The sequence below is a fragment of the Acuticoccus yangtzensis genome (assembly GCF_001927245.1).
Classification (GTDB): Bacteria; Pseudomonadota; Alphaproteobacteria; order Rhizobiales; family Amorphaceae; genus Acuticoccus; species Acuticoccus yangtzensis.
Genome location: NZ_MJUX01000001.1, coordinates 104,658 through 122,496, shown reverse-complemented (window position 1 = coordinate 122,496; position 17,839 = coordinate 104,658). Strand labels below are relative to the sequence as shown.

General features: G+C 69.8%; 13 protein-coding genes. 4 read left to right on the top strand and 9 right to left on the bottom strand.

Annotated features, from left to right (window positions below; translation table 11 throughout):
• Positions 1-2: 2 nt before the first annotated feature.
• Positions 3-773 carry an EF-hand domain-containing protein gene (locus tag BIX52_RS00540; protein WP_083659906.1) on the bottom strand — a complete coding sequence of 257 codons (771 nt, stop codon included), beginning with the start codon at positions 771-773 and terminating at the stop codon, positions 3-5.
• 69 nt (positions 774-842) lie between these two features.
• Positions 843-1,625, bottom strand: a complete 783-nt coding sequence (locus BIX52_RS00535; RefSeq protein ID WP_075219088.1) for a 3-deoxy-manno-octulosonate cytidylyltransferase — start codon at positions 1,623-1,625, stop codon at positions 843-845.
• Positions 1,626-1,752: 127 nt separating this feature from the next.
• Between BIX52_RS00535 and kdsA the strand changes: the two genes are divergently transcribed.
• Positions 1,753-2,622 (top strand): 3-deoxy-8-phosphooctulonate synthase, encoded by an 870-nt coding sequence (kdsA, locus tag BIX52_RS00530; protein WP_075219087.1) that lies wholly within the window; start codon positions 1,753-1,755, stop codon positions 2,620-2,622.
• A gap of 238 nt (positions 2,623-2,860) precedes the next feature.
• On the opposite strand, the gene rnhA is transcribed toward kdsA, so the two are convergent.
• The 3 genes from rnhA to ispH form a co-directional block, all read right to left on the bottom strand.
• On the bottom strand, positions 2,861-3,337 hold the full coding sequence (gene rnhA, locus BIX52_RS00525; protein ID WP_075219086.1) for a ribonuclease HI: 477 nt from the start codon (positions 3,335-3,337) through the stop codon (positions 2,861-2,863).
• Positions 3,338-3,427: 90 nt separating this feature from the next.
• A complete protein-coding gene (gene thrB, locus BIX52_RS00520) occupies positions 3,428-4,387 on the bottom strand; it encodes a homoserine kinase (RefSeq protein WP_075219085.1) in 960 nt (319 codons plus the stop codon).
• 6 nt (positions 4,388-4,393) lie between these two features.
• The gene (gene ispH, locus BIX52_RS00515) at positions 4,394-5,428 is read right to left on the bottom strand and encodes a 4-hydroxy-3-methylbut-2-enyl diphosphate reductase (RefSeq protein ID WP_075219084.1); all 1,035 of its coding nucleotides are present in this window, start codon (positions 5,426-5,428) and stop codon (positions 4,394-4,396) included.
• Between the two features lie 80 nt (positions 5,429-5,508).
• Between ispH and BIX52_RS00510 the strand changes: the two genes are divergently transcribed.
• Positions 5,509-6,078 (top strand): hypothetical protein, encoded by a 570-nt coding sequence (locus tag BIX52_RS00510; protein ID WP_075219083.1) that lies wholly within the window; start codon positions 5,509-5,511, stop codon positions 6,076-6,078.
• A gap of 37 nt (positions 6,079-6,115) precedes the next feature.
• Here the strand turns inward: BIX52_RS00510 and BIX52_RS00505 are convergent, their stop codons facing one another.
• Positions 6,116-7,033, bottom strand: coding sequence for a DMT family transporter (locus BIX52_RS00505; RefSeq protein WP_075219082.1), 918 nt, complete (start codon positions 7,031-7,033; stop codon positions 6,116-6,118).
• 499 nt (positions 7,034-7,532) lie between these two features.
• Between BIX52_RS00505 and BIX52_RS00495 the strand changes: the two genes are divergently transcribed.
• The gene (locus BIX52_RS00495) at positions 7,533-7,997 is read left to right on the top strand and encodes a PaaI family thioesterase (protein ID WP_205647663.1); all 465 of its coding nucleotides are present in this window, start codon (positions 7,533-7,535) and stop codon (positions 7,995-7,997) included.
• 27 nt (positions 7,998-8,024) lie between these two features.
• On the opposite strand, the gene BIX52_RS00490 is transcribed toward BIX52_RS00495, so the two are convergent.
• The 3 genes from BIX52_RS00490 to BIX52_RS00480 form a co-directional block, all read right to left on the bottom strand.
• A complete protein-coding gene (locus tag BIX52_RS00490; protein WP_075219080.1) occupies positions 8,025-10,373 on the bottom strand; it encodes an acetate--CoA ligase family protein in 2,349 nt (782 codons plus the stop codon).
• 223 nt (positions 10,374-10,596) lie between these two features.
• Positions 10,597-13,809 (bottom strand): FecR family protein, encoded by a 3,213-nt coding sequence (locus BIX52_RS22665; protein ID WP_075219079.1) that lies wholly within the window; start codon positions 13,807-13,809, stop codon positions 10,597-10,599.
• A 4-nt stretch (positions 13,810-13,813) separates the two neighbouring features.
• Complete coding sequence (locus BIX52_RS00480) at positions 13,814-15,187, bottom strand: tetratricopeptide repeat protein (RefSeq protein ID WP_139312685.1); 1,374 nt, start codon at positions 15,185-15,187, stop codon at positions 13,814-13,816.
• A 166-nt stretch (positions 15,188-15,353) separates the two neighbouring features.
• Between BIX52_RS00480 and BIX52_RS00475 the strand changes: the two genes are divergently transcribed.
• Positions 15,354-17,711 carry a CHASE2 domain-containing protein gene (locus BIX52_RS00475; RefSeq protein WP_083659904.1) on the top strand — a complete coding sequence of 786 codons (2,358 nt, stop codon included), beginning with the start codon at positions 15,354-15,356 and terminating at the stop codon, positions 17,709-17,711.
• Positions 17,712-17,839 lie beyond the last annotated feature (128 nt).

Here is a 17,839-nt window from a genome sequence, read left to right as displayed (position 1 = left end):
CGTTAGTTCGCGGTCGCGGGGGCCTGTGCGCCGCCCTGATCCGCAGCGGCCTCGGCGGCCTCTTCATGGGCGCGTCGCTCTTCGCGGCGGGCGCGGCGCTCTTGCATCCGCGCGCGGTATTCATCCCGCTCGGCGCGGCGCTCGGCCTGGCGGGCGCGGTGCTCGTCCATCAGAGCGCGGCGCTCTTCGGGGGCGATGTCGCTGAAGCTGGGCGGCTCGGGCCGCCGGGCCTGCGGTCCTCGGCGGTCCTCACCGCGGGCGGCGCGTCTTTCGCCGCGCCGGCCGTCCTCGCCACGGCGCATCTCGTGGCGGCGGTCGGTGCGGGTCAGCCTGCCGTCGCCGTCGCGGTCCATCCGCTCGACGATCGCGCCGAACTTCTCGTCCACTTCCGCGCGGCTGATCTCGCCGTCGCCGTCCTCGTCCATGGACTGGAAGCGGTCGACGATCATCCGCTCCATCAGGACCACCCAGATGGCCTTGAACTCGTCCAGCGACACGGTCCCGTTGCCGTTCGCGTCACCGTTCTGGAGGGTGGAGGAGATGAAGGCGTCCACCTCCTCCTGCGTCACCGCGCCGTCGCCGTCGGCGTCGGCCTGGCGGAACAGCTCCATCATCGGCGCGGCGCGGCCCGCCTGGTGCGAGCCGCCGCCGTGGCGGTGCTGAACCAGCCGGGTGGCGGGGTCGGTTGCGGCCGGTGCGGTCCCGAGCGGCAGGGCCTCTGCCTGGGGCAGGGACAGGCCGATGAGAAGCATCGGCAATGTGGCGCGTATCATGCGATTGACCTTTCCTGGCGAACTGTCGCCGTCACAGTCTCAACGCAGGGCCGGCCGGATGGTTTGGGATCAGTCGATCCCGAGCCGTGCCAGCGCGGCCTCCACCCGGGGAACATCCTCCGGGTTGTTCACTTCCCAGAACATCGACTGGCGGGCCTCGACGGTGACGCACTGCACGTCGATGCCGTTCTCCAGGAAGCGGAGCTGCTCGAGCCCTTCGTTGACCTCCAACGGGCCCGGCGCGAAGCTGACATAGTGGCGCAGCGCCGCCGGCCGGTAGGCGTAGAGGCCGACGTGGTGGTAGACGGGCACGCCGGTCTTCCCCTCGGGCACGTAGGGGATCACCTCCTTGGAGAAGTAGAGCCCGCGCCCGGCCGCGGTCATCACCACCGTCGTCCCGCCGACGCGCCCGGCCGCACGGTCCTGCTTGAAGCGGGCCAGCGTCTCCTCGTCGCACAGGAGGGCGGGGGTGGCGACGGCGGCGTCGCCGATCCCTTCGATGAGGTCGGTGACGAAATGGGCCGGGGTCAGCGGCGCATCGCCCTGCAGGTTCACGACGAGGTCCGGCTCGGCGGGCAGCTTGTCCAGCGCGTCCTCGCACCGCTCGGTGCCGTTGCGGCACTGGTCGGAGGTCATCAGCACCTTCGCGCCGAACTCCTGCGCGTGGCTGGCGATCCGCTCGTCGTCGGTCGCGACATAGACGGCGTCGATCCCCGGCACCTTCAGTGCCACATCGTGGGTGCGCTGGAGCAGCGTGCGGGCAACGCCGGAGGCCCCCTTCAGCGGCCGAAGCGGCTTGCCGGGAAACCGCTGCGACGGAAACCTGGCGGGGATGATGATGACGGTGCCCAAAGTCGCTTCTCCTCCTGGGGGGAGGCTCGGCCATAGCGTTTCGCTGAAACGGCGGCAACAGCGGGCGACTTGAAGCGGCGCGCGCTGAGGTCCATTGAGAGGCCATCAACGGACAGGACGAGACGAGATGGACCAGCCGACGACGAGCAAGGCGCAGGATGGCGCGCGGCCCCTCGGCCGTGTGGAGGTCGGCGGGGTGACCTTCGCCAACGACGCACCGTTCGCCCTCATCGCCGGGCCGTGCCAGATGGAGAGCCGCGCCCACGCCTTCGACATGTGCGGCGCGCTGAAGGAGATCGCCGACGAGCTGGAGATCGGCTTCGTCTACAAGTCGAGCTTCGACAAGGCCAACCGCACCTCGCTGAAGGGCAAGCGCGGAATGGGCCTCGATGCGGCGCTGCCGGTGTTCGCTGACCTGAAGGCCGAATTCGGCGTGCCCGTTCTGACCGACGTCCACACCGAGGCACAATGCGCCGTGGTGGGCGAGGTGTGCGACATCCTGCAGATCCCGGCCTTCCTGTGCCGCCAGACGGACCTTCTCATCGGCGCCGCCGCCACCGGCCGCGTGGTCAACGTGAAGAAGGGCCAGTTCCTCGCCCCGTGGGACATGAAGAACGTGGTCGCCAAGCTGACGGAGAGCGGCAACCCCAACGTCCTCCTGACCGAGCGCGGCGCCTCCTTCGGCTACAACACGCTGGTGTCGGACATGCGTTCGCTGCCGATCATGGCCGGGACGGGTGCGCCGGTGATCTTCGACGCGACGCATTCGGTGCAGCAGCCGGGCGGGCAGGGCGGTTCGTCGGGCGGTGAGCGGCGCTTCGTCCCCACGCTGGCGCGGGCGGCGATCGCGGTCGGCATCGCGGGCCTCTTCGTGGAGAGCCACCAGGACCCGGACAACGCCCCGTCGGACGGTCCGAACATGCTTCCGCTCGCCGACATGCCGGCGTTCCTCGAAACGCTGCTGCAGCTCGACGAGGTGGTGAAGCGCCGGCTTTGACCTGAAGGAGGGCGGCGGGGTCAAGATCCCGCCCGGACCCGCGCGCAGGCCGCTTCTTCAGCGGGCGAGCACGGGGAGGACGGTGGTCTTGACCCCGCCGCCCTCCTTCTCAGCCTCGATGCAGCCTTCAATCTTCTTCCGGATTGAAGGCTTGCCCGTCGGCGAGACGGAGGGAGCGCGAGGGGGGAACTCCCCTCGCATCGGCGGTCCCACCCGGCGAAACCTGCCGCAGTCTCGCCTACGCCTTCAGATCCTTGATACCCTGCCGGGCCAGGGCGTCGGCGCGTTCGTTCTCGGGATGGCCGGCGTGGCCCTTCACCCAGCTCCACTTCACCTTGTGGATCTGGGTCAGGTTGCTCAGCTCCTTCCACAGATCATCGTTCTTCACCGGCTGCTTGGACGCGGTCTTCCAGCCGTTCTTCTTCCAGCCGTGCAGCCATTGAGTGATCCCTTGGCGCACGTACTGGGAGTCGGTGACGATCTCCACCGGGGTCGGCCGCTTCAGCGCCTCCAGCGCCTTGATCGCGGCGGTCAGCTCCATGCGGTTGTTGGTGGTGTGCGGCACCCCGCCATAAAGCTCCTTCTCGTGCGCGCCGTAGGTCATGACGACGCCCCAGCCGCCGGGGCCCGGATTGCCGCTACAGGCACCGTCCGTGTAGATGACCACCCCCTTGGAGGCGCTCTCGCCGTTCCCGGTGCTGTCGTCGGCGCTCATCGTTCCCTCATGGCTGATCGCAACGCGCTCGTGGGACCACATCCGCCGGCGCCGATGCAACGGCGCAGAGGCGTTGTCCCCCGCCGGAGGTCAGATGCCGTATTCGACGGGGCCCGCGACGGAGCGGTGGAAGCGCAGCCGCTCGTAGTAGGGGCGCGGGTCCTTCGGGGTCACGAGGGCGCCTTCGGGCACACGCAGCCAGTCGTGCAGGCGGGTGAGGCAGAAGCGCAGTGCGGCACCGCGGCAGAACAGCGGCAGCGCGTCCTTCTCGGCCTCCGACAACGGGCGCACCGCGTCATATCCCAGGATCATCGACCGTGCCTTGGTGACGTTGAAGGCGAGATCATCCTCGAAGCACCAGGCGTTGATGCAGATGGCGAGGTCGTAGGCCAGCGTATCATTGCAGGCGAAATAGAAGTCGATCAGCCCGGACAGCGCATCGCCGATGAAGAAGACGTTGTCGGGGAAGAGGTCGGCGTGGATCACCCCGGCGGGCAGGTCGCGCGGCCATAGCGTGTCCAGCGCGGCCAGTTCGTCGTCGACCAGCGCGGCGAGGCCGGGGACCACGCCGTCGGCCGCCTCGCGCGACTGGGCGAAGAGCGGACCCCATGACGCGACGCCGAGCGCATTCTCGCGCCGCATGCCGAAGTCGGCGGTGGCGGTGTGGAAGGCGGCGAGGCCGCGCCCCAGCTCGGCACAGTGCAGCGGCTTGGGACGCTTGGTCGCCATCCCGTCGAGGTAGGTCACCATGGCGGCGTGGCGGCCGCACAGTTCGCCCAGAAGCGCACCATCGCGGCGGGGCACCGGCTGCGGCGCGGCGATGCCCTTATCGGCGCAGTGGTTCATCAGGTTGAGGAAGAAGGGCAGATCCGCCGCCTCCACCCTCTGCTCGTAGAGGGTGAGGATGAAGGTGCCGCCCGTCGTCATCAGCACGTAGTTGGTGTTCTCGACACCTTCGGCGATGCCCTTCGCGGACAGAAGCTCGCCGACGTCGTAGTCCGCCAGAAACGCCGTCAACGCTTCGTCGTCGACGGCGGTATAAACCGCCATGGTGGTTCAGCCCGATATGGTCTCGGTGAGCGAGGGCTCCACCGGACGGCTGTCGCGCAGGGCGCGGGGGAGGGTGAATTCGATGTCCTCGTCGGCGGTGCGGGCGGTGCTGACGTTGAGCCGGAAGGTCTCGGACAGGCGTTCCAGCACCTCTTCGACCAGGCGTTCGGGCGCAGAGGCTCCGGCGGAGATGCCGACGGTGCGCGCACCCTCCAGGCTGGCGAGGTCGATCTCCGCGGCGCGCTGGATCAGCCGGGTGTTGCGGCAGCCGGCGCGGATCGCCGTCTCGCGCAGGCGCTGCGAGTTGGACGAATTGGGCGCGCCGACGATGATCATCGCGTCGCACTGCGGGGCGACCGACTTCACCGAATCCTGCCGATTCGTCGTCGCGTAGCAGATATCGTCCTTGTGAGGGCCGACGATGGCGGGGAATCGCGCGCCGAGCGCCGCGACGATTTCGCGCGTGTCGTCCACAGAGAGGGTGGTCTGGCTGATCCACGCGAGCTGCGAGGAATCGCGCGGGGTGAGGTGGGCGACGTCGCGCACGGTCTCCACCAGGGTGACGGCGCCTTCGGGCAATTGGCCCATGGTGCCGACGACCTCCGGGTGGCCGCGGTGGCCGATCAGAATGATCTCGCGTCCGCGCTTGAAGTGGATCTCGGCTTCCTTGTGGACCTTGGACACCAAGGGGCAAGTCGCGTCGAGAAAGAAGAAGTTGCGCGAGGCGGCGTCCGCTTTGACATCCTTCGGCACACCATGGGCCGAGAAGATGACCGGACGGTCGTCCTCCTCGATTTCGTCCAGCTCTTCGACGAAGACGGCGCCTTTGTCTTCCAGCGAGGAGACGACGAAACGGTTGTGCACGATCTCGTGCCGGACATAGACCGGCGCGCCATATTTCTCGAGGGCGAGCTCGACGATCTGAATCGCGCGGTCGACCCCGGCGCAGAAGCCGCGGGGGGCGCAGAGCAGGACGTTGAGTTCAGCACGCTCGGATCCCACGGCGTCACTCCGAATTTGATTGACGATCACCAACGTCATAGAGGAACCAAGCGCGACGGAGTCAAGGAGCGCCTTGTGTGTTGGTCGGGGAGCGGCGTCATTCGTCGAACAGTTCGAGCATGATGAAACGTGCCATTCTGAATGTTCCCACCCGGCGTTTGCGCGTCGGTCTGGTGCTGGGGGCGGCCCTCGGCCTCGCCTCCTGCGGCGGCACCAGCTTCAGCGACACCACCGGCGCGGTGACCTCGATGTTGAATATGGGCGCCGGACCCTCCGCGCCCGAACCCGCCCCCGCCGAGCCGGTGGCGGACCGCGCCTGCCCCCGCCTCTACGTTCTGCCGGAGACCGAGGTCCTGCGGCGCGAGGCGTCCGGCGGCGGCAACGACAATCTGATGTGGCAGGCCTCGATCACCAAGACGGCACGCGAATGCGCACCCGCTGCCACGGGCGTGACCGTGCGCGTCGGCGTCGCCGGGCGGCTCATCCGCGGACCCAAGGGGGGAAGCGGTGCGTTGACCCTGCCGCTGCGCGTCGCCGTGCGCGAGGGCAATGCGACGAGCTACAGCAAGCTCCACAGCGTGCGGGTCACACTGGACCAGAGCTCGCAGGACTGGGCCTATGTGGACGAGGCGGTGGTGATCCAAGCCCCCAGCACCGCGCAGATCTTCGTCGGATTCGACCAGAACTGAACTTGCGGCGCGGCAGAGCCTGCGGCGCGGTAGAACCTCACCGGCGGCGGCGCTGAAAGGTGCCGATCGCCGTCAACAGGCCGACGACGACGACGGCGATGCCGGACGCCTGCGTCAGGCTGGGCCACTCGCCCGTCACCGGTGCGCCGATCAAGATGGCGATCCCAGGAACGAGGGCCGGGAAGACGGACACCCGGCTCGCGCCGATGAGCTGGGCCGCTTTGGTGAAGGTGATCGTCGCCACCACGGCGGCGAGGACGCCCTGCACCACCACCTGCGCGACGAGGCTCGGCCAAGGCAGCGCGGCGAGGCGCTCGAACGTGTCTGTCGCGATGAAGAGCGGCACGAAGACGACGCCGGACAAGATGGAGACCGCCGCCGTGGCCGCGATCGGATCGCTGCGCCAGCGCTTGGCGAGCACGGTGAAGAGGCCCCACGAGCTGCCGGCGATGAAGAACAGGATGTCGCCGAGGAAGGCGTGGTTGCCGCCCTGGAACAGCGCCGGGCCCGCCACCAGTGAGAGCCCGGCGAGGATGATGACGATGCCGACGAGATGCGCGGCGCGGATGGTTTCCCCCAGCACGAAGGCGCCGAGGACCAGGCCGGAGACGATGAGGCCGGACGGCTGGAACACCGCCCCGTGGGCCAGCGGCGCGAAATAATAGCCGCCGACGGCCAAATACATGAAGGACGGGCCGAGGATCATCGTCATGATGATGCCGTGGCGCCAGCCGAGGCCGCCGAGGGTGGCGGGGCTGTGGGTGATGAGCCAGGGCAGCAGCACCAGCGTGCCGATGCCGTAGCGCACGAGGGCGAGGTCCGCCATCGTCAGCCCGGATGCGGTGCCGAAACGGTTCATGGCGAGGTAGGCGCCCCAGATCGCGACCGTGACGAGGCCGAGCATGATCCCCACCTGAGTCTCGCTCAGGCCCCGGCGTTCGGCGATGACGGACATGTGGGGCACTCCTGACCTTGGCGCGCTGGTCGGCCATCCGGCAGGACCGCGCCTTAGGTGTCATGACACAGATCCTCGCATGCGCCAAATCATCGCGCCGAGCACCGGCTATGCGTTATGCGCCTGCCGCCCGCTTGTGCACACCGGCGGCCGGCTGCGCCAAACCGGCACTTTTCTCCGGGGGCCGGGACTTTGGTGCGTCGCGATGGGGGCCGCGAGAGCGCAGGCCGGGCGGGATCAGGTCGAGCAGATCAGGCCGGGCGGGATCATCCCGCGCAGATCAGACCGGGCCGATTAAGCGCGGCGGATAAGGCCGCACGGGACTTGGCGCGGGAAACCCACCGACGGCGTGGCGCCGGGGGCGGCGAAGGGCGCGGTTCGGCCGGAGACGTCGGTTCAGGTGTGGGGCGGATTGTGGGTGGTCCGGCAGGCCGGCTTGCGGCGGGCCGCGGCTGTGTCCCACACTCGGCGGGATGAACTGAGCGGAAAGGCGCGCCGGGTGAGCGAATCGACGATCGACGCGGATGCGGTGCGTGCGCGCCTGGACACGGCGCTGGCGACGGCCGCGCCAGGCTTCGAAACCTTCTTCCTCGCCCGGCTTCTCGACCTCTCGTTCGTCTATCTGCCGGAAGGAGCGGCGGGCGCGGACGTGGAGGCCTGCCGCGTCTCCTTCCCCGTGGCACCGTTTCTCGGCAACCCGCAAGGGACGCTGCATGGCGGCATCATCGCCACGGTGATGGATATTTCGATGGGCCATCTCCTGAACAAGGCGACCGGCCTTTCGGGCACCGCCACCATCGAGATGAAGACGCAATATATGCGGCCGGTCGGTCCTGGCGTCGCGGTGGCCGAGGGCCGATTCCTCCGCCGCGGCCGCACCATGGCGTTCATGGAAAGCCGCCTCACCGACGCCTCGGCCAAGCTCTGCGCCCACGCCACCGCCACCTGGAAGCTGCCCGGCTGACGTGGCGGCGGCCGCCCGGGAGGGCGCTCAGGCCAGCGCCTCGGCCGCCGCGGGGACCGCGCCCCGCGTGACGATCAGCGCATCCACCGCAACGATCTCGCCGCCGCGGCAGATCAGCGGGTTGACGTCGAGCTCGGCGATCCGCCCCGCATGATCGGCGGCACATTCCGACACGCGCGCCACCACCTGCGCCAGCGCCGCCACGTCCACCGCCGGAAGATCCCGCACCCCGGCGAAGATCGCCGCCCCGCGCAGGCGGCGCAGCATCATCTCGGCCTCAACCGCCGAAACGGGCGCCGGCGCGGCCACGCTGTCGCGCAGCAGCTCCACCAGCACCCCGCCGAGGCCGACCACCACCAGCGGCCCGAAGGCGGGGTCCACCGTGGCGCCGACGACGATCTCGACTCCCTTCGGCACCATCGGCTGAAGAAGCACACCGTCGATCCGCGCACCCGGCGCGGCGGCGGCCACCCGCGCCAGCATCGCCTGAACCTGCGCCGCCACATCGCCGGGCGCGACGTCGAGGGCGATGCCGCCCACCTCGGTCTTGTGGGGAATGTCCGGCGAATCGATCTTGATGGCGAGCGGCCGCCCCAGCCGCGCCGCGATGGCCGCCGCCTCTGCCGCCGTCGCCGCCGCCTCCTCGGCCACCACCGGCACGCCGTAAGCCGCCAGCACCTCCTTCGCGGTCTTCTCCGTCAACGTGGCGCCCGGCGTCATCAGCCGTGCCGCGGTCTGCGCCGCCGCCGGATCGCTCAGCCGTGCCGCGCCGCGCGGCATCGCGCGCCGGGCGTGCCAGTCGGTCCAAAGACGCAACGCACGGAAGGCGAGGTTCATCGAGCTGAAGAAGGGCAGATGCCGCGCCTCCTCCACCTGAAGCGCCCCCGGCCCCTCCCGCCATGCCGTCAGCCACGGCACGATGATCGGCTTGCCGGCGTCCGCGGCCAGCGCGTCCATCAGCCGGATACGCGGCAGGCTCGCCTCGTAGGCCAGAACGTGCGGCACGATCACGGAATGATAGTCCGGCTGCGACAGCACGGCCCGGATGCACACCTCCAGGCTCTCCATGTCGTTGATCACCTGGGCGGTCACGTCGCACGGATTGCGCGCCGAACCGAAGGCGGGGATGCGCTCGGCCAGCGTCGCCGCCACCGCCGCGTTCGGCTGGGGGAGGGGAACGCCCGCCGCCTCCGCAGCGTCCGCCGCCATGATCGCCGCGCCGCCCGATGTCGCGATCACCACCGTGCCCGCCGGCCCCGCACCGGCCGGCCCCGTGCCCGCCGGCCCCGCACCGGCCGGCCCCGTGCCCGCCGGCCCCGCACCGGTCGGCTCCGTCGCCGCCACCCCTGCGCCCGGCGCCGCCTCTCCGCGCGCTCCTGCACCGGCGGGCATGCCGCCCGTCACCCGCGGCGTACCCGCCTTGGCGAAGAAGGCGGTCACCTCGAGGAGATCCTCATAGGCGTCCACGAAGACCCCGCCCGCGCGCTCTACCATGGAGCGGTAGGCATCGTCCGGCCCGGCGAGATTGCCGGTGTGGGAGGCGGCCGCCCGCGCCCCTTCGCGCCCCTTGGCCATCTTGTAGAGGATCACCGGCTTGCCCGCCGCCGCGGCCCCCGCGATCGCCGCCTCGAGCTGACGCGGCTCGGCCATCCCCTCCAGCAGGCACCCGATCACCGCCGTGTCGGGGTCCGCCGTCAGATAGGCGATGCAGTCCGCAACGTTCACGTCAGCCGCGTTGCCGCAGGTGAGGATGGCGCTGAAATAGATGCCCCGCTGCGCCGCCTGGCTGTGCGAGAAGCCGAGCGCGCCGGACTGGCTGATGAAACCGATCCGCCGGGCCTCCCGCGGCTGGTCCCAGCACCGCTCGAACGCGAGGTCGGAGAGGAAGGTCGCCGCGCATCGCGTCTCGTAATGCACGAAGCCGATCGTGTTGGGGCCGTTGAGCCGCACACCCGTCTCCGCCGCCCGCGCGGCGAGGCGCGACTGGATCGCCGCCGCCGCAGCGTCGCCGGTTTCCGCGAAGCCCGACGCGATCACCACCGCGCCGCCCGCGCCCGCCGCCACGCACTCCTCGAAGATCGGCTCCACCGTGGACAGGTCGGTGGCGATGATCACGCAGTCCGGTGCCACCGGCAGCGCGCCGAGCGAGGGGTAGCAGCGCCGCCCATAGAGCGTGTCGCGCTTCGGGTTGATGAGGAAGAGGTCGCCCGTGAAGGCATGGAGGTTGGCGGCAAACCGCGCCCCGAACGACGTCTCGCGCGACGACACGCCGACGATGGCGATGCTCCGCGGATTGAACAGGCGTTGCAGCGACGCGCCGTCATAGGGCGCGCGAGCCGCCGCGCGGGGCTCTGCGCCGAAAGGGTCGATGGGCATGGGCGTGGCGTGTCCTCGGCATTTTTGCAGACACTTTAGCCGCTTTGCCGGATTTCGGAACCGCGTTTTGCCATGCGGTCCCGCCATCCCCCTGCCGCCGCATCCGGCCGCGCTCCGCGTCGGGGGCGGCATCGCGCCGCCACGACGTTCACGCCTCGCAAAAGGCGTCTCTCGGTCCGCCGCACCCTGCGTGCGCCGAACCGAGAGCGAGACACGATCGCCCCTAGCGCCGCCCCGCCTTCAGATTCACGCCGATATCGCCGAGGTCGCGCTCGCCGACGAAGGTGCCGGTCGCCCGCCAGTTCGCCTCGGCCGCGTTGAACGAGCCGATCACGCCCTGTGCCCGCATCTGCGGACCGTCGACGAAGGCCCCCGTCGCCGCGCCGCTGATGGAGGGGATCTCCCCGCCGATCAGCTCGCCGCCCGTCACATAGCCGCTGAACTGGTTCAGCGCGTCCGGCGCGTCGTCGGAATAGATGGTTCCGCCGAAGTCACGGCCGTCGAAGTTGCGGATGTCCAGCCGGCCGGTGCGCTCGCCGAAGTCGAAGTTCATCTCCATCTCGCCCGCGGCCACATATTGCGTGGTGCCGAGCGCGTTGGTGTTGGACACACTGCCGACCGCATGACCGTTATAGGTCGCCGACCCGCTCGTCGGCATGTCCACCTGGCGCGTCACGTCGCCCGCGGCCCAGGTGCCGAGGTGGACGAAATCGCGCCGCGTTCCGCCGTCGGCCGTTCGCACCTCGGTCTGCGTGCCCCACCAGCCCCATTCCAGGAAGGCGCACTCGCACTCCGTCACGCCAGCGTTCTCGAAGATCTCGCTGTTCGGCACCAAGGTGGACGGCACAACGTAGGTCGCCGGGTTCACCCCCTCGACCTGCTGCATCACCCCACCGGTGGTGCCGACGAGCTTGGTGTCGGGGCTGCCGGGGCGATCCGCATAGCCCGCCTCGATCGCAGCGTAAGTGTCGTGATCGACATAGGTGCCGGTTCCGGCCGAACCTGTGACGATTTCGATCGCCGCCTCGGTCTGGCCGGTGACCGAAGGATCCTCGGTCAGATCGCGCGTGCCGACGCCGAAGGCCGCCTGCAGCAGCGTGATGTCGCCGGAATTCTCCACGTCGGTGAGGATCGCCACACCGCCGACGCCGGAGTGCTGGACCAGGGTCTGCATGGCGAAATGGCCGGTGCGGGTCGAGCGCATCACGATCGGACTGCCGCCGCCGTCCGACTCCAGCATGCCCGCCGCAAATCCCTCGAACTGCCCGACGACGCGGTCGAACGCGGTCACCGGGGTTTCGCGCTGCAGGGTGGCAAGGACGCCGGTGCCGCTCGTCAGCTCCGTATCGGGGTTCAAGATCCCGCCGCTTTCCGGCTGAACGTCGACGAAGCCGACCTTCGTCTCGCGCGGTGAATTGGCGGTGTCGTCGTTATAGCCGTCCGTGGCGGAGATGCCGGCCGGCACGATGGCGAAGGTCTGACCGTTGCGGCCGTAGACCGTCTTCTTCTCACCGTCGATCAGGAAGTCGGCGCTGGAGAGGGAGCCGGTCATCGCCGCGGCGCCGTAGTTGGACTGCGCCCGGTAGGTGCCGCGGCGGCTGCCGACGACGTTGGCGCCGGGCTCGTCGCTGCCGTAGGACTCCTCGACGAAGCCGACGCCGACCGAGATGGCCGAGCGCTGCAGCGCCCCTTCGCCGCGCAGCACGAGGCCGGCCTGCAACGTCGCCGGTTCGTCGACGAAGTTGTCGGAATCGACCATCAGCAGGTCCGTGGTGGACGCCGACAGCAGGGCACGGCCGAACTCGCGCGCGACAAGCGGGTTGAGGAAGGGAAGCTCCGTGTTCAGCCCTTGACGCACCCACTGCGGATTGTCGCCCACCTGATAGGTGCGCACCACGCCTTCGCGCGTGCCCCGCTCGGGGAAGAACACCTCCGCCGGGGTGGCGACGCCGCCATAGCCGGTGAACAACACCTGCTGGAACGCGCCGCGCGGGCCGTCCGGCTGCATGTAGTAGAGCACGAAGTCGTCCGCACCGCGGATCATCACGCCGTTGACCGGGGCGGTGTCGATCGTCCCGTCGCCGTCCGCGTCCTCACCCGTCTCGTTGAAGCCGAAGCTGTTGGTTTCAAGACGGAAGCGCGTCTGCCCCTCGGCCTCGGTGTAAGGCAGCACCGTGCCGCCGGAGGTGCGGATGCGCACGATCTCGCCCACGTCGTTGCGCACGTATCGGAAGGATTCGCGGATCGGGTAGTCGGCGAACAGCGTCAGCGCGCCGTAGTCGACGTTCTCGTCCTCCGGCGGGGCGGGCGTATAGGGGTGGAAGCCAGGCGTGCGTGCGAAACGCAGCGTCAACCGCTCCGGTTGCGGCTCGGGCTCCGGTTCGGGTTCAGGCTCCGGCTCGGGTTCAGGCTCGGGTTCCGGCTCCGGCTCGGGTTCGGGTTCCGGCTCGGGACCGGGGTCCGGCCCAGGACCCGGATCGGGGCCGGGATCGGGGCCCGGACCAGGGTCAGGCCGTTCGCGCGGGACCCCGGCGTCCGCCGTCGCCTCGTCGGTGATCGCCACCTGGATCTCGTTGGTGACGGTGCCGATGCCGACCTCGCCATCCTCCGGCGCATAGGCCGAGCGCACGATCTGCGGACGCGGCCGGGGCAGCACCGTCACCGGCGACAGGTCCGAGTTGATCACCGGGATCGTGCTCGCCACCACGTTGGCGTCGGTCGGTACCACCGCCGCGCCGCCGCTCTTGCCCGGCGTGCCCGACAACCGCTGCTGCAACACGGACTGGTCCAGCCGCGAGGTCGGCAGCGTCTCCACCTGCGCCCCCGCCCCGGTACCGAAGAAGACGAACGAATAGCCCGTGTCGTAGATGCGCCGCTGGCCCGGCGTGCCGGGGTTCAGGATCAGATCGTCGCCGAACACCAGGGACGCGGTGGCCGAGGGGCACCGTCCGTCCGGCAGGCACGGCGGGTTGAGGTCGAGGTTCAGGATGCCGCCGCGCACGCCCAGCGTTCCCACCGGCGTGCCGAACCGCACCTGGCCGCCGTTCTTCGACAGCCGCCCGCCGACGAAGCGCAGTGCCCCTTGCGTCACCTCCGCCGCCAGCGACCCCGCCCCGGACGACGGGTTGTAGACGAACTCATCGATCACCACCCGCGAGTTGGCGGCGATGGTGAAGGCCGACCCGTCCACGAACATGATCTGCGCCAGGCCGTCGCTCGACGTGATCACCCGGTCCTGGAACAGGATGTTGTCGCCGATCACCACCGTCTTCCGCGCGGCGCGGCGCTCCACGTCGGTGCTCTGGTTCACCGCCGTCGTCACGCCGATGCGCGACTGTGCGGCGGCGGGCGCTGCGCCCCATGGCCCGGCCCCCATCACCGTGCCGATCGCGGTGGCGGCCAGAAGGGCGAGGCGCGGTTTCGTCATCGTGGCCATGGGGTCAGAACCTCTTGGACACACCAAGCGTGAAGATCGCATTGGTGTACTCACGGGTGTCGTAGTTCGATGCCTGATGGCGGATCTGCCCGGTCAGGAAGACGGCGATGTTCTGCTCCATCGGCACCGAGATGCCGGCCTCGGCCCACAGCGCGAAGTCCTCCTCCGTCTCGTCCGCGTTCACCAACGGGTCCGCGCCCCAATAGTCGCGGTAGAGGAGCCCGCCCGTCAGCGAGAGCGCCCACGGCACCCCCTCCGCCAGCGGGCCGTAGGACGGGCCCATGAAGCGGTAGGTGGCGTTGGCCGACCCCGTCACCTCGGCATAGCTCTTGAAGTCCGTCCGCGCGTCGACCACCCGCGACCCGGCCGAGACGGAGGTGATCCACCGCGGCGACCACAGCTTGGTGAGCTGGCCCACGGCGCGATATTCCTCGCCGGTCTGCAGCCGCACGGTGGGATAATAGGTGGAGTTGTCGTAGTTGAGGACGCGCACCTCGGCCCGCCCGTCATAAAGCAGCGTCTCGGCGAGCGAGGCCTGCAGCCGCGCCCCCGCACCATAGGTGGTCGAGTAGATGGAATGGCCCAGCGCATTGGCGCCGAGGATGCCGTAAACGCCCACCCGCGCCTGGTCGAGACCGACGCGGCCGAGCCCGAATGTCGGCCCGACCTGCGCCTCGATGATGTTGAGGTCGAGCTGCGTCAGATCGCCGAAGACGCTGTTATAGTTGGTGATGTCGGCTTCGATCAGATCGCCCTGATTGCGCAGATCATACGAGAAATGCGCCCGCGCGATCGAGAAGACGTTCCAGTCCCCCTTCGCCCGCCCGTCCTGGTTCAGGGTCACCGGGATGCCGTTCAGCACCACCACGTCGTCGCCCGGCGCGGAGTTGGCGTTGGTCTGCACCTGCAAGCCGCCCACCACCTGGCCGGTGACGAGAAGGCGCCGGTCCTGCCGGTCGAGCTGGGCGAGGAAGGTGTTCACCCGCTCGCGCACCGCCGGCGGCAGATTGGGCTGGTTGGCCACCGCCTCCAGATAGCTGCGCGCCATCTCCCGCGCGCCGATGCGGTAGTAGAGAACGCCGAGCTCCAACTGCACCCGCGGCAGGTTGGGCGCGAAGACGAGCATCCGCTCCAACGTGGCGATCGCCCCCTCGAAGTCGCCGAGCTGCGCGGAGACGAGGGCATATTGGAACGCGACGTCGAGATTGTCGGGGTCGTTCAGCGTCGCCATGAAGAGCTGGTCGCGCCGCTGCTCCAGCGGGGTCGGCGCCGCCTCCTGCGCCACCGCAACGCCGCACGTGATCAGCGATGCCGCAAGGATAAGGGCGAGCCAACCCGCGCGAAATGTGGCGCGGCAAGCAACCCACTCAACCCCCATGGAGAACCCTCGCGACTTGCGACAAATATAATCTTGTAAAGAGCTATACCGAAACTTGACATGCTGCGGAGGGGAGCGCACGCGTCAACGCGCCGTGATTCGACGTTCGGCGCGTGTGTGTCGCGTCTGGGCAACATTTCCGGCGAGACGACGAGGTCAAACACCGATGGACCGGATCGCCGAGCCCACGGGGCCGCATTCGCCCGAACGGCCCGCTGCGCCGGCCCCGCCGCCGCAGGCGCGTCCGGCTCCGGTCAAGCCGCCGGGCGGAGCGGGGCCACGGCCCAGCCGCTGGCGCCGCCTCGTGCGCCGCGTCGCGCCGCTCACCCTCATCACGCTCGCCCTCGTCGCGGCCGGCCTCGTCGTGCGCGGCGAAGACTATTCAGCCCTGCAGCGTTTACGTACGATCGTCTATGACGAGTACCAGCACCTCGCCCCGCGCACCTTCGACCGCGGCGCCCCGGTGCGCATCGTCGCCATCGACGAGGAGTCGCTCGCCCGCGTCGGCCAATGGCCATGGCCCCGCGCCCGCGTCGCCGAGATGGTCGCCGCGCTCACCGAGATGGGCGCCGCCGCCATCGCGCTCGACATCATCTTCTCCGAGCCGGACCGCATGTCGCCGGAAAACATCGCCCGGCTGATGCCCGAGGGGCCGGAGCGCGAGCGCGTCGCCGCCGCGCTCCAGGGCGTTCCCCGCGGCGACGACCAGCTCGCCGTCGCCCTGCAGAACGCGCCGTCCATCGTCGGCGTGCTGCTGGAAGCCGGGGCGGGGCCGGGGATGGACGCGCCCGCCGCCGACCGCGGCTTCTCCGACCCCAAGGCCGGCTTCGCCTTCGCCGGTGACCTGCCGGACCGTTTCGTGCCCAATTTCGGCAAGGTGTCCGGCCCGTTGCCGCAGCTCGCCCAGGCCGCCCTCGGCCTCGGCGCGCTCAACTGGATGCCGGGAACCGACCAGGTGGTGCGCGCCGTGCCCCTGATCTTCCACGCCGGCGACGGCGTCTACGTGCCGAGCCTCGCCGCCGAAGCGCTGCGCGTCGCCCAAAACGCCCAGAGCTTCGTCATCCGCTCGTCTAACGCCAGCGGGCAGACCGCCTTCGGTGCCGCGACCGGGGTCAACGCCATCCGCATCGGCGCCTTCGACGTGCCCACCACCGCCGACGGCAGCCTTCTGATGCACTACACCCCGCAGCGGGCCGAGCGGAACATCCCCGCCTGGTGGGTGCTGGAAGGGCTCGTGGACCCGCAGGAGGTGGCCGGGCGCATCATCCTCGTCGGCGCCACCGCCACCGGCCTCTTCGACCTCCAGGCCACCCCGCTCGACGTCGCCATCCCCGGTATCGAGATCAACGCCCAGGTGATCGAGCAGATCGTCGCCGGGGTGTGGCTGAAACGGCCGGACTGGGCCGACGGCCTGGAAATGATGGTCTTCGTCGTCCTCGCCGTGCTCTTTGCCGTCGCCGCGGGCCTGTTCTCGCCGCAGACGGCGGTGATCGTCGGCTGCACCACCATCGCCCTCGTCTTCGCGGCGAGCTACCTCGCCTTCACCCGTGCCGGGCTCTTCCTCGACCCGTCCTTCGCCTCGCTGGCGAGCGGCGTCACCCTGTTTGCCACCACCGCCTGGGTGGCGATGCGTGAGCGCGCTGACCGGCGGTGGGTCCGCCACGCCTTCTCGCGCTACGTGTCGTCCGACGTGGTGGAGAACCTCGCCGACGATCCCGCCCGCCTGCGCCTCGGCGGCGAGATGCGGCCCATGACCATCCTCTTCACCGACATCAGAGGCTTCACCACCATCGGCGAGACGATGGACGCCGAGGAGTTGACCGCTTTCCTCAACGCCTTCCTGTCGGAGATGACCGGGGTGATCCTGGAGCACCGCGGCACCATCGACAAATACATGGGCGACGCCATCATGGCCTTCTGGAACGCGCCTTTGAACGACTTCGCCCACGCCGCCCACGCCTGCGAAGCCGCGCTGTCCATGATGACGGCGCTCGAGCGCTTCAACCTCGTCTCGAAGGGCATCTTCCCCGAGGTCGCGATCGGCATCGGCCTCAACACCGGCATCTGCTGCGTCGGCAATCTCGGCGCCAACCAGCGGTTCGACTATTCGGTGATCGGCGACGACGTGAACGTCGCCTCCCGCCTGGAGAGTCAGACGAAGAGCTACGGCATGCCGATCCTCGTCGGCCCGCGCACCGCCGAGCAGGCGCGCCCGGCCGGCTACGTCTTCGCCCTCGTCGACAGCGTGCGCGTGAAGGGCAAGACCGAGGCGATCGACGTCTACGGCCTCATCGGCGGGCCGAACCATCCGCCGTCACCGGCGCTTCAGGCGGCGGGAAGGGCGGTCGACCGCCTCGCCGAGGCCGACCGGGCGGGCGACGCCGCGGGAATGGGCGCTGCCCTCGCCGCCATGGCAGAGCCTGTTCCGCCGCCCCTCGGCACGGTGGTGGAAATGTACCGCCGCCGCCACCAGCGCCTGGTCCGCGCCGATGGTGCGGACGGCGAAGCGACAGGCACCGACTGACCGCGTCCCCCGATTGCGACCCTCGGCCCGCGCCCCTGGCATCGCAGTTGCACGTCGGCTCCCCATGCGCCGCACGGGCCGTGGTCCCACCCGCCACGCCGATCGCTGCGCCTCACCGGTGGAGCAAC

Bases quoted from the DNA above. Each gene is read 5' to 3' on its own strand.
- BIX52_RS00540 (WP_083659906.1), bottom strand. From the start codon at position 773: ATGATACGCGCCACATTGCCGATGCTTCTCATCGGCCTGTCCCTGCCC.
- BIX52_RS00505 (WP_075219082.1), bottom strand. From the start codon at position 7,033: ATGTCCGTCATCGCCGAACGCCGGGGCCTGAGCGAGACTCAGGTGGGG.
- BIX52_RS00510 (WP_075219083.1), top strand. From the start codon at position 5,509: ATGATGAAACGTGCCATTCTGAATGTTCCCACCCGGCGTTTGCGCGTC.
- BIX52_RS00475 (WP_083659904.1), top strand. From the start codon at position 15,354: ATGGACCGGATCGCCGAGCCCACGGGGCCGCATTCGCCCGAACGGCCC.
- rnhA (WP_075219086.1), bottom strand. From the start codon at position 3,337: ATGAGCGCCGACGACAGCACCGGGAACGGCGAGAGCGCCTCCAAGGGG.
- BIX52_RS00490 (WP_075219080.1), bottom strand. From the start codon at position 10,373: ATGCCCATCGACCCTTTCGGCGCAGAGCCCCGCGCGGCGGCTCGCGCG.
- kdsA (WP_075219087.1), top strand. From the start codon at position 1,753: ATGGACCAGCCGACGACGAGCAAGGCGCAGGATGGCGCGCGGCCCCTC.
- BIX52_RS22665 (WP_075219079.1), bottom strand. From the start codon at position 13,809: ATGGCCACGATGACGAAACCGCGCCTCGCCCTTCTGGCCGCCACCGCG.
- ispH (WP_075219084.1), bottom strand. From the start codon at position 5,428: ATGACGTTGGTGATCGTCAATCAAATTCGGAGTGACGCCGTGGGATCC.
- BIX52_RS00480 (WP_139312685.1), bottom strand. From the start codon at position 15,187: ATGGGGGTTGAGTGGGTTGCTTGCCGCGCCACATTTCGCGCGGGTTGG.
- thrB (WP_075219085.1), bottom strand. From the start codon at position 4,387: ATGGCGGTTTATACCGCCGTCGACGACGAAGCGTTGACGGCGTTTCTG.